The sequence below is a fragment of the Bacillus sp. AG4(2022) genome (genome assembly GCF_031844465.1).
Lineage (GTDB): Bacteria > Bacillota > Bacilli > Bacillales > Cytobacillaceae > Bacillus_AB > Bacillus_AB infantis.
Window position 1 is genome coordinate 493,162 of record NZ_JAUZVH010000001.1, and the last position, 12,683, is coordinate 505,844.

Sequence of the window (12,683 nt, forward strand, 5' to 3'; positions counted from 1 at the left end):
AGCGCCGGAAACCGGCGCTATCCTTTTTATTTGGGAACAACCTGGCAGACAGTAAATCTGTCCTCGGACAGAAAAACATTTGCTGTCTCTTTCAGCTGTTCTAAACTGATTTTCTCGATTTCAGGCACCACTTCGAACAGGTCCATTTCATTGAAAGCATAACGGGTGAACTGGTTGGCGATATATTCGGGCGAATTGACGGAACGGAGGAATGCTCCGATTTTTTTCTTTTTCGTTCTGTCCAGCGCTTCCTGGCTGAATACATCGCCAGTCTTTGCTTCAAGCAGCATGCTCCTCAATGTACCGGCAAGCTGATCCGGATCGCTTGTGTCCCCTCCAAGCATCGCAAAGCCGAATCCCTGCTCTTGTGTATAATCATACGAGAAGGTTTCATCAATAAGCCCTTCCCTGTACAGCGTTTCGTAATTTTTGGAGCTTTTGCCGAACAGGATATCCAGCATAACATTCAGCGTCAGCTCATTCTTCAGCATTTCAGCGCCTTCCTGCTTCACATTAAGCGCTTTGACGCCCAATAAGCATTTAGAGCTTTGCACATTCATCTTCAGAACCTGCTTCTTCTCCGCAACACCGGTCATTTCCTGCTCAAACCTGCGTTCGATTGCCGGCTGGTCACTATATTCCTTTTTCTCCTGGTTGCTCCTGATCTGCCCCATAATCGCTTCAGGATCAACCGGACCGGTAACAAACAGCAGCATATTGCTCGGGTGGTAGAAGGTGTTATAGCATTCATACAATAGATCCTTGGTAATATGGGAGATTGATTCCACTGTTCCGGCAATATCAATTTTTACAGGATGATTCTGATACATATTCTGGATGAGGCCGAAATAAAGGCGCCAGTCCGGATTGTCATCATACATGGTGATTTCCTGCCCAATGATGCCTTTCTCCTTTTCTACGGTCTTTTCCGTAAAATAAGGATCCTGGACAAAGTCAATCAGTGTCTCCAGGTTCCGTTCAACGTCTGAGGTGCTGGAAAACAGATATGCTGTCCTTGTGAAAGAGGTAAAAGCATTGGCAGAAGCGCCCTGTTTGCTGAACTGCTGGAAAACGTCGCCGTCCTCTTTTTCAAACAATTTATGCTCAAGGAAGTGGGCGATGCCATCAGGTACCTTCACAAACTCCTCCTGTCCAAGCGGGACAAAGTGATTGTCCACTGAGCCGTATTTGGTTGTAAAGGTGGCATAAGTTTTGTTAAAGCCCTGCTTTGGCAGTATATAGACATCAAGGCCATTGGCCATTTTTTCGTAATATAATTTTTCTTTCAATTGGTCAAAAACGATCGTTTCCATTTATTCGCCCGCCTCCGTTCCTGTTAAGAAATATACGGTATCCATGCTGATTTTTTTTGCTGCGGCGACAATATCTTCTTTCGTGGCTTTGTCCATCTCATCCATCCACAGGTCAAGGGAAATTTCCTGGCCGGCAACTACGTTATGATAAAGGATCTCTGTCATTCCCCTGGCAGTGTCGATCGTTTCAAGCAGCTGATTCTTGATCACTGCCTTTGTCTGTGCCATTTCTTCTTCCGTAAAGTCGCCGTTTACCATGGCTTCCATCTGGTCTTTTATAATGCCGACTGCCTGGTCATAGTTTTTATTATCGATGCCGGACATGACCATCATCAATCCTTTATGGCTTTCAAGCCTGCTGGCGACGTAATAGGCAAGGCTTGCTTTTTCCCTGACATTGATAAACAGCTTCGAATGTGAAAAGCCGCCGAAAATGCCGTTGAAAACCTGGAGGGCGTAGTAATCTTTATCTCCATAGAGGATATTGGTCCGGTAGCCTATGTTGAGCTTCCCTTGTTTTACATCCTGGATTTCTTTGACTTCATTTACATCCCCAGCTTCAGCGGAAGAACCGCGTGGAAGCTGCTTAGGCTCTCTCGGAGAGAACTTGAGATACTCCCCTGCCATCGCTTCAACTTCGCCAGGATCAACGTCACCGATCACATAAAAATCGAGCTGATCTTCTGCAAATGCCCGTTCATAATATTGGTAAAGCTTTTCAGGGGTGATGCTGTCGACTTCGTCCATTTCTCCGTTTACATGGAGGGCATAAGGCTCCCCTTTGCACATTTCTTCAACAAGCCTGAAATTGGAATATCTCATTTTATCATCAAACACAGATTGAATCCGCTGCTTTTGCGTCCTTTTTTCCTGTCTGACTGTTTCCTCATTGAATTTCCCATCCTGCGCATTTGGCTTCAGCAGGATTTCAGCAAGGAATTCAAAAGCCTTCCTTAACAGTGGTGCAGGATCCGAAAGAAATTTCTCATTGGCGATATCCATTGAAAAAGTAACAACATGGTACTCGCCCTTTTTTGCCAAATCCACATACAGACTGGCGCCGTATAAATCATCAAGATGCGAGCGGAGAAGCCCTGTGGCTGGAAATCTGCTTGAACTGCTCTGCAGGACATAAGGGAAAAGTGCTCTTAGAGTCGCATCTTCTTTTTGAAGAGGAGCTTTCATTTTCCAAATCAGTGTATTGGTTTTGAATTTGCCGGTCTTGACTATATGGAGGTCATACCCTTCCATCTTTTTTACGATTTCATCCATAACGGCCATATACATCCTCCTAAATTCCTGCTTTTCCAAAAGATAAGATAATATATTTTTTTCTAATTTGATTACTGTCTAGCTCCAGCGCCTACCCCCTCGAGGTCACAAGCCAATCATCCCAAAAAGGCAAAGAACGCCTTTCCGGGAGGATCGTCTTGTGCTTGTCGGGGGTGAGCAAGGCGCTTGCGCTTTTCTTATCTTATGTAGACGCTGCTCAGGTTATTTTTTAATCTTCTCCATAAAAATAAAACATATTCTAACTATAACGTTTCCTAAATTGAGATAGCAAATGATTGATGCGCAGGGAGGGTATGCCAAAGAGGGTATTTTTGTGATAAACAAAGCAGCCCCTTTTATGGAGACTGCTCTTTGATTATACTTATCCGCTATTGGCACTCATGATTTTTTTTGATGGCAGCGTATTCTTCATGATAAGGCCGCTGCTGAAAATGGCCCTGCTTTTCCCGCTGGTTTTGGCCTGGTAAAGCAGGGCATCGGCTTCTTCAAGTGCAAGCTTTGTATTTCCGCTGCTTAAGAAACTGGCGCCAAAGCTCATTGTGACAGGCTGTTTCCCTCCGGCCATAACCTCCTGAGCCACACTGTCCAGAAGGCCCGTCAGGATGTTAATGACCTTTTCCTCGCGGTTCCCAGGGATAAGGAAGGCAAATTCTTCTCCTCCATAGCGGTAAATTCTGCAGCCGTTCAGCTTTTCAGCCCTCATGAAAGTGCGGCCCAGCTTTTTCAGCACTTCATCGCCTTCAAGATGGCCGTAATAGTCGTTGATACCTTTGAAATTATCTACATCAGCTAAAAGGATGAAGCAGGGTTCCGCTGTTTTTTCTATAAGGTTCAGCTGCTCATGGAATGCTCTTCTATTGGCAAGCCCGGTTAGGAAATCTGTGTACACCATTCTTTTTAATTTTTCGATCTGAGACTTTTGCCTCGTTTCCCTGACAGCGGCACCACCGGCCAGAATTCCGGTTATCCAGAGGCTCCCCAATGGAAGAAGAAGGTGTTCTGCATCTTGCCCTAAATCTGTCCCGGCCAGAATAGAAGCTGAAAAGAACAATGCTGAAAACAGTGCACCTTTAGTGCGCATCCTGATGGCTGCAGTCACGGTAAGCAGGATGGCCAGCGGATAAAAGACGGCAGCCCCGTCTCCAGAAATCATAAACAGGACAGCTGCAGCAATATGGTCGCAGCCAGTCCATACAGCCGCAAGGCGCCTGCTTGCTTTTCCGTTTTTTATAAAGCTTGTACATATATGGGCAGCTGAAATATAGATGAAGGAAAATACGGCAAGGACTGCCGGAAGCGCTGTCTTCTCTGCCTGAAATGGAGCAGCTGGTGAATGGCTTATGAAGAGGACCAGAAGGAGAAAGAACCATCTGCTATAGGAAACAATCTTATCTGTATGATAATCATCGAAAAACAAGGATTTTGGCATATGACGGCCCCGATCAGAAATGATAGAATATTAACTATTTAATTTTAAGGCAGGTTTTTCCAAGAGTCAATCTATTCAGTTAATTTTTTCCTTAAATGGCAATCTAGCAAAACAATTGAAAAACCCGGCCTGCATGACCGGGTTCAATATGATTATCTTTTTCCTTTTATATATGGAGTACCGAGTGCCTTCGGTGCATCTGCGCGGCCGATGAAGCCTGTCAATGCCAGGATGGTCAGGACATAAGGCGCAATCAGCAGATAAACATTCGGAATGTTCTCAAGCAGCGGCAGGCTGGAGCCTACAATGCTCAAGCTCTGGGCAAAGCCGAAGAACAAAGCAGCGCCCATTGCTCCAAGCGGATGCCATTTACCGAAGATCAGTGCTGCCAAAGCCATAAAGCCCTGCCCGCTGATGGTAGCGTGCCCGAAGTCAGAAGAAATCGACTGTGCATAAACTCCGCCGCCGACACCTGCAAGCGCACCTGATATGACTACGCCGATATAACGCATTCTTGTTACATTGATGCCCATCGTATCAGCAGCCATCGGATGTTCACCGACTGATCTCAGACGGAGGCCGAATGGCGTTTTGAACATCACATACCATGCAATGAAAGCGATGATGATAGCAACAAAGGATGTATAATAGGTATTGGAGAAAAGGATTTCCCCTATGATTGGTATATCGCTTAATAATGGTATATCGACCTTGCTGAAGCCCACCTGGATGATATCTGTCTGGCCTTTATCATAGATGAACTTGACAAGGAATAATGCAAGTCCGATTGCCAGCAGGTTGATGGCTACCCCGGAAACAGTCTGATCAGCCCGGAATGTGATGGAGGCTACCGCATGGATGAGGGCGAACAGTCCGCCGACAACCAGCGCTGCGACCAAAGCGAGCCATGGAGTTGCTTTTCCCAGTGAATCAACAAATGTCAGGTTAAATACGATTGCAGTGAACGCTCCTATAACCATTAATCCTTCGAGTCCGATGTTGACAACACCCGAGCGCTCAGAGAAATTTCCGCCCAATGCAGTGAAAATAAGCGGTGCCGCCCATAATAGCGTGGAAGGAACAATGATCAGCAAAATATCCATAAAGCCCACTTATTTCACCCCCTTCTTGCCAAACTTATCAATGACGATGCGAATCATGTAGCTGGCTGCTACAAAGAATACAATCAGCGCGATGATGATATCTACCAGTTCATTCGGCACGCCGGCCTCAAGAGGCATATTCAGTGCCCCTACTTTAAGGCCGCCGAACAGGATAGCGGCAAAGACGATTCCGATCGGACCGTTTGCCCCTAGGAGCGCAACTGCGATTCCATCAAAACCGACGCCGGTGAACCCGCCTTTGATTGCTGCATAGCCAAAGGTGCCCAGACCTTCCATTGCGCCGGCAAGCCCTGCAAAAGCACCTGAAATGACCATTGATAAAATAATATTAGAGCTTACATTCATTCCGGCATACTGGGATGCATGCTGGTTAAAGCCTACTGCCTTCAGTTCATATCCTTTGGAAGTCTTCTCCAGCAGGAACCACATGATGAACACACAAACGAGTGCAATCAAAATTCCCCAGTGAAGCCTTGAATAGTCAGTGATGCTTTCAAAGAATGGTGATCTCAGAGAAGCTGACTCTGCGATATTTTCAGTTCTGTCCGCATTGTCAGTCAATACTGAACGAACAATATAGTTTGTTACATGCAAGGCAATATAGTTCATCATGATAGTCACGATAACTTCGTGAACCTTGAACTTAGCCTTCAGCAAGCCAGGGATGAATGCCCAAAGTGCACCTGCTGCCGCTGCTGCCAGTACAGCAAGCGGAAGATGAATGAACTTAGGGAGGTCATCGAAGGCAAGCCCGACCCAGACAGCCGCAAGCCATCCGACAATCAGCTGCCCTTCGACACCTATATTGAACAGCCCTGTCCTGAATGCAAACGCTACAGCCAAACCGGCCAATATATATGGCGTTACCTGGCGGACGACCTCACCAGTGTAATACACTTCGCCAAATGCTCCGTTCCACAATGCTGTATAACCGGCAACCGCATCATAGCCTGTCGCAATCATGATGATGGTGCCGACAATAACTCCCAGCAGAACCGCTATTAAAGGAATCATTATATTTTTCAAACGACTAGACATTAGACTTTTCACCCGCTTCCTTTCTTTTCGACCCTGCCATCAGCAGCCCCAGTTCCTGCTCTGTCGTTTCAGCCGGATCTACGACCGCTACAATCTCACCTTCATAAATAACGGCAATCCGGTCGCTGACATTCATGATTTCATCCAGCTCGAAAGAAAGAAGCAGAACGGCTTTGCCGTTATCACGCTGCTCAATCAGGCGCTTATGGATGAATTCAATGGCCCCTACATCAAGGCCCCTTGTCGGCTGGGCAGCGATGAGCAAATCAGGGTCGCGGTCAATTTCACGGCCGATGATCGCTTTTTGCTGGTTTCCGCCTGACAATGCCCTTGCCTCTGTATACTCAGTCGGCGTTCTGACATCATATTCTTTTATCAGCTTGCGGGCCTTATCGTAAATCTCTTTAAAGTTTAATACACCATACCTGGAGAAAGGCTTTTTGTAGTATGTCTGCAGCACGATATTGTCGCCAATCGGAAAATCGAGCACCAGTCCATGCTTATGCCTGTCCTGAGGAATATGGCCGATCCCGCTTTCAGTGATTTTCCTTGGAGACAGATTTCTGATATTTTTGCCGTTCAGGCTGATGGTGCCGTCCTCTGCTTTTCTCAGTCCGGTGATCGCTTCGATCAGCTCTGTTTGTCCATTGCCGTCAACACCGGCAATTCCGACAATTTCGCCTGCTTTTATCTTTAAATTGAGATTGTTTACAACAGGGACGCCCCTCGAATCTTTAACCGTAAGCCCATTGATTTCAAATGCAACCTCTTTTGGATCTGCAGCCTTCTTATCTGTCTTGAACGTGACTTCACGTCCGACCATCAGGCTTGCCAGCGCATTCGGGTCTGTCTCGCTTACGTTGACTGTTCCGATGCCGACACCTTTGCGGATGACTGTAACCCTGTCGCAGACCTCCATGATCTCTTTCAGCTTGTGCGTGATCAGGATAATCGATTTGCCTTCTTTGATCAATGTCCGGAAAATCTGGATCAGCTCGCCGATTTCCTGCGGAGTCAGAACAGCGGTCGGCTCATCAAAAATCAGGATTTCAGCTCCCCTGTATAACGTCTTCAGGATTTCAACACGCTGCTGCATCCCTACAGAAATATCGGATATCTTTGCCTGGGGATCTACGGATAAGCCGTAGCGCTCAGAGATTTCCCTTACTTCCTGTTCAGCTTTTTTAATATCGATTCTCCCGGCGGTTGTTGTTTCTTTTCCGAGAATGATATTTTCAGTGACAGTAAACGTGTCGACCAGCATGAAGTGCTGATGGACCATGCCGATGCCAAGGTCATTGGCTATGTTCGGGTTAGTGATGCTGACCGGCTTTCCGTTGACGCGGATTTCACCTTTTTCAGGCTGATACAGGCCAAACAGCACGTTCATCAGCGTTGATTTTCCTGCCCCGTTCTCACCTAAGAGAGCGTGGATCTCACCCTTCTTCAATTGAAGAGTAATATTGTCGTTTGCGACGATGCCCGGAAATTCTTTGCGGATATTGAGCATTTCAATAACGTATTCCATTCTTCCACTCCTCGCACAAATTAATAGAAAATATAGTAGTAAGAGGTCATACCTTAGAAGCTGTAAAAAAATCCGGCAGGTGCCGATTCCTCCGGCCTGCGGCTTTGCATTCCGGTTTTCAAGGTTTCTTAAACATCTATATTTCAGAGAAGATATCTAAAACACTAAGTGAAAGGCAGAATCATTCTGCTCTTCAATTAATGTTCCAGCCGCAATTTGCATTAAAAAGGAATAAGTGGGCCTTACAACCCCCTTATTCCCTTTTTGTATTATTCAGCCTTGAAGTTTTCAAGCTCAGCTCTTGTACCAGGTACAACAACATCGCCGCTCTTGATTTTATCCTGCCACTCAGTTACAGCAGCTTCGATGTCGGATTTCACAGAAACTTCGTCATTGATTTCTGCAAGGCCTACACCGTCTTCAGCTAAACCGTAAGTAGTGATTTCGCCGCCAGGGAAGTTGCCATCCATAGCTTTTGTTGAAAGGTCTTTCACTGCATTGTCAACGCGCTTAAGTGCAGAAGTGATGATGACGTTATGGTCGCCGACAACACCTTCAGCTGTCTGGTCGGAGTCAACGCCGATTGCCCAGATTTCTTTAGAAGGATCTTTCTGCTTAAGGTCGCGTGCTTCTTTGAATAGTCCGTTACCAGTTCCTCCGGCAGCGTGGAAAATAACATCTGCTCCAGAAGAGTACATCTTAGCAGCAATTGTCTGGCCAAGTTCAGCTTTATCAAATGCGCCAGCGTACTGTACATCTACTTGTGCTTCAGGGTTGATCGCCTGTACACCTGCAAGGAAGCCGGATTCGAAGCGCTCGATAACTGCTCCTTCAATACCGCCGATGAAGCCGATTTTGTTTGATTTAGTTGTTAGACCAGCTGCAATCCCAGCAAGGAAAGAAGCTTCCTGCTCTTTGAAAAGGATGCTTGCAACGTTAGGCTGCTGTACTTCTGCATCAACGATCGCGAAGTGGGCATCTTTCTGCTGCTGAGCGATTTCATCAACAGCTCCCTGCATCATGAATCCAATACCGAACACAACATCAAAGTCCTGGCGAACAAGGTTGTTCAGGTTTGTTGCGTAGTCAGCGTCTGATTGTGACTGAAGATAGTCAAAGCCGCCTTTGCCTTTTTCCAGGCCGTTTTCTTCACCAAATGCCTGAAGACCTTCCCAGGCAGATTGGTTGAATGATTTATCATCAACACCGCCGACATCAGTTACCATTGCAACAGAGAATGCTTTTTCTTTGTCTGTGCCGCCTTCACCAGCTGCATCGTCTTTTTCTTCACTGTTTCCGCAAGCACCAAGAATCGTGCCGGCTGCAAGAACAAGTGACAGCGCCAAACCAAATTTACGCTTTTTCAAGGTTTGTACCCCCCAAGGAATTTGTTTGAAATTTTAGCAGGAATATTCTGAAAAACAGATTTGTTTTCGCTTTCACTTCCGCAAAAAAATTATATTCTCCTGCGAAGGACATGGAAGCTGAACTTGTCGGCCTTAAAATAATTCACCGAGTAAAGGACTGGTTCATCCATTTCGTCGTAATGCATCTGCTTTAACACAAGCAGTGCAGTTTCCGGTTCACATTCAAGAATCGGGGAAATCTTCTCGTGGTAGCCGATCGGTTCAATCTGGGCAACGGCATAGGTGATTTTTTTATTGGCTTCTTCTTCGAGCACATTAAAAATCGATTCCTGGTCATGCGTGAAGCTTTCCGGGAGTATCTTTTCCGGCAGCTTGTCCACACAGTAGACTACAGGCTCCCCATTCGCTGTCCTGACCCTTTCGATAACCACAATCCCTTCCTCCGCGGAACATGAGAAACGGCGCACATCCTCTTCGGTCGGCCCCTGAGTGACTGAGCTTAAGAATACGGTTCCTGGTTTCATCCCTGCCTGCAGAATCATATTGGTCACGCTGTTAAGCTGCTCGATTCCTGAAGTGAAGAGAGGCTTTGCATTCACAAAGGTTCCTACACCATGCCTGCGGATAATCACGTTTTCTTCTTCAAGAATACGGAGCGCTTCACGCAGTGTAGCTCTGCTTACTCCAAGCTGCTTTGCAAGGTCAAATTCAGAAGGAAGCTTTTCTCTTTCTTTATAGAGCCCTTCTTCAATGTCCTGCTTTAATCGATCGATGACTTGCAGGTATAGATGCCGGTTATCTGACTTAATTGACATGCAGGGTTCCTCCAACCTTTTTTCTCAAGACATCAGACCTCTGATGTTTAATGATTCCTACTAATCGAAAATACTATAACACTTTTTATTTAATAAATAAATAGAATTTCGAGAATTTGTCGAAAAAAGGTGGTTTAGATCCCTTTATCAGAAAACACTTAAAAATCACCCGATTCAGAAACGGAAATACTAGGGAAAACCATTCTTTTTTAAGCGCTTTCCTGTTATTTATTCCCTAACTAAATTGAAAATCCTTCCATAACGCAAGACTCGCTGACTATAAAAATAGTGCCGGCCCTCCAATACTATGAAAGCGCTTTTAATAGTATAACCTTATTCACTTCTGTTCTGCTATCTTTTTTTCAGCTCAAAAAAAAACCGGTCTCCCTGGACCGGTTTTCTTCCGATTATGAACTTGCTTCCTCTGATGCCTTGGCAACCAGGACCGCCCTAGGCTTGCTGCCTTCGTATGGTCCTACAATCCCCCTCAGCTCCATTTCATCAATGAGCCTTGCCGCCCGGGTATAGCCGATCCTGAAGCGCCTCTGAAGCATGCTGACGGATGCAGTCTGCATCTCCACTATTAGCTCCACCGCTTCTTCGTAAAGGTCGTCATCAACCTCTGACGCCGTTTCCGGCACATCATCGGGGATCATCTCTTCCTGATACTGCGCTTTCTGCTGGGAAATGACGAAATCGACTACCTCTTCAACTTCTTCGTCGGAAAGAAAAGCGCCCTGGACCCTGACCGGCTTAGAAGCGCCAACAGGAAGGAACAGCATATCCCCCCGTCCAAGGAGCTTTTCTGCTCCTCCCATGTCCAGGATGGTCCTGGAATCAGTCATGGAGGATACTGCAAAAGCGATCCTTGAAGGAATATTCGCCTTGATGACACCTGTGATGACATCTACAGATGGACGCTGGGTCGCGATGATCAAATGGATCCCTGCGGCCCTCGCCATCTGTGCGAGCCTTGTAATGGCATCCTCAACGTCCGAGGATGCCACCATCATCAGGTCTGCCAGCTCGTCCACAATGACGACGATATAAGGCAGGAGGGGCTGCTGTGCCTCTTCTTCTGCATTATGCCGTTTAACATGCTCATTATAGCCTTCAATGTTCCGGGTCCCTGTATGGGAAAATAATTCGTAGCGCCTTTCCATCTCACTGACCACTTTTTTCAGCGCCTGTGACGCTTTCTTTGGATCGGTGACAACAGGTGCCAGCAGATGGGGCGCACCGTTATACACATTTAGCTCGACCATTTTCGGGTCGATCATCATCAATTTCACTTCATGCGGCTTGGCGCGCATCAGGATGCTTGTGATAATGCCATTGATGCAGACACTTTTCCCGCTGCCCGTTGCCCCGGCAACAAGCAGATGGGGCATCTTATTCAGCTCAGCCAGGACAGCTTCACCTGTGATATCGCGGCCAAGGCCGATCATCAGCTTGCTGTCCGGCCTGTCGTTCTGTTTGGACTCCAGCACTTCACGCAGAGACACCATGGCAACCTCTGTATTCGGCACTTCAATCCCCACCGCCGATTTGCCAGGGATCGGGGCCTCGATCCTGATTCCCTTTGCTGCAAGGGCAAGGGCCAGGTCATCACTTAAACTTACGATTTTGCTTACCTTCACGCCCACATCGGGATGGACCTCATACTTGGTTACTGCCGGCCCTAAATGGACCTGAGTAACCCGGGCCTTGACCCCGAAGCTCTGGAAGGTGCGCTCAAGCTTGGCGGCATTGGCATGTATCTGTTCATACTCACCGCTTTGATCCGCCTGCCTCGGCAGAGTAAGAAGGCTCAGCGGAGGAAGCTCATAGTCCACATTTTCCACCTCTGTAAAAGTGATGGCTGGTGCAGACTCTTCCTCTGCTGCCTCTTCGCCGCCCGGCTTGGACTTCCGTTTTGCTGCTTCCGGCACGGGTTCGGGCTGCTGCTGGTAAGCCCGCTCAGCGAAGCTTGAAATGATCGGTTCAGGCGAAGGCTCTTCTTCAGCCGGCAGCGGCGGCTGGGAAATATTGGCGGACGGTTCAGGCTCCCGCTCTTCGGCTGACTGGCGCAGCTCTTCCTGCCTCTGCCTCCGCTCATCGCTTCTTTCACGGAATTTACGCTTCGATTCCTTCATATCTTCCAAAAACGCTTCCCATTGCTTTTTGATGAAGCCCCAAATGGAGATAAACAGCTTGCCTGCGGCTTCCCCAAAGGTCTTTCCGGTCAGCAGCACAAGCCCGATTATAATCAGTAAAGCAGCAATCAGCTTTGTGCCGGCTTCATCAAACAAGAAGTAAGACATCGCAAACAGCACCGAGCCAACCATGCCGCCGCCGAGATCGGTCGTGCTCGTTTCGCCGCCTGCCTCCATCCAGAATAGCTCCCATGTGTTGCCGATGACGCTTGGATCTTCAAACTTGCCGCCGTTTGAAAGCAGCTGGAAAAGTGTCACATGGCTGAGAAGCAGCATGGACGCGATGACCAGGTACAGCCCCATCAGCTTAGTATGGAAAAGATACGGCCGTTCCCTTTTCCACATCAGATATCCTCCATACACAGCCATCCCCAGAAGTCCCAGTATGTACCATTCTCCCATGAAAAAACGGAAGAACATGACGATCGATGTCCCGACCGCACCGAGTTTTGCTATTGAAATCACTGACAGAGCAATCATTATCAATCCAGTCAGTTCATATTGCACAGTTTTTTTCAGTTTTTCTTTGCTCTTCGATTGCCTTCTTTTTCTTTTTGCCATTTCATCACCCTGTACTGCAG

9 protein-coding genes are annotated in these 12,683 nt (G+C 47.1%); all 9 read right to left on the reverse strand.

Going from position 1 to position 12,683, the window contains the following annotated elements:
- Positions 1-26: 26 nt before the first annotated feature.
- The gene (gene yfmH / locus Q9R36_RS02475) at positions 27-1,313 is read right to left on the reverse strand and encodes an EF-P 5-aminopentanol modification-associated protein YfmH (RefSeq protein ID WP_009791676.1); all 1,287 of its coding nucleotides are present in this window, start codon (positions 1,311-1,313) and stop codon (positions 27-29) included.
- Positions 1,314-2,594 (reverse strand): EF-P 5-aminopentanol modification-associated protein YfmF, encoded by a 1,281-nt coding sequence (gene yfmF, locus Q9R36_RS02480; protein WP_022543731.1) that lies wholly within the window; start codon positions 2,592-2,594, stop codon positions 1,314-1,316.
- Between the two features lie 373 nt (positions 2,595-2,967).
- Positions 2,968-4,035 (reverse strand): GGDEF domain-containing protein, encoded by a 1,068-nt coding sequence (locus tag Q9R36_RS02485; RefSeq protein ID WP_311224506.1) that lies wholly within the window; start codon positions 4,033-4,035, stop codon positions 2,968-2,970.
- 152 nt (positions 4,036-4,187) lie between these two features.
- Positions 4,188-5,147, reverse strand: a complete 960-nt coding sequence (locus Q9R36_RS02490) for an ABC transporter permease (protein WP_009791679.1) — start codon at positions 5,145-5,147, stop codon at positions 4,188-4,190.
- Complete coding sequence (locus Q9R36_RS02495) at positions 5,148-6,197, reverse strand: ABC transporter permease (protein WP_094767420.1); 1,050 nt, start codon at positions 6,195-6,197, stop codon at positions 5,148-5,150.
- Entirely contained in the window at positions 6,190-7,725 is a 1,536-nt protein-coding gene (locus Q9R36_RS02500) for an ABC transporter ATP-binding protein (RefSeq protein ID WP_094767421.1), read from the reverse strand. Before Q9R36_RS02500 ends, Q9R36_RS02495 begins: the two co-directional genes overlap by 8 nt.
- Before the next feature lie 269 nt (positions 7,726-7,994).
- Positions 7,995-9,092: a BMP family lipoprotein gene (locus tag Q9R36_RS02505; RefSeq protein WP_311224507.1), complete on the reverse strand. Its 1,098-nt coding sequence runs from the start codon at positions 9,090-9,092 to the stop codon at positions 7,995-7,997.
- Positions 9,093-9,181: 89 nt separating this feature from the next.
- A complete protein-coding gene (locus Q9R36_RS02510) occupies positions 9,182-9,907 on the reverse strand; it encodes a GntR family transcriptional regulator (RefSeq protein ID WP_009791684.1) in 726 nt (241 codons plus the stop codon).
- Positions 9,908-10,314: 407 nt separating this feature from the next.
- Entirely contained in the window at positions 10,315-12,663 is a 2,349-nt protein-coding gene (locus tag Q9R36_RS02515; RefSeq protein WP_224952340.1) for a DNA translocase FtsK, read from the reverse strand.
- Between the last annotated feature and the right edge of the window lie 20 nt (positions 12,664-12,683).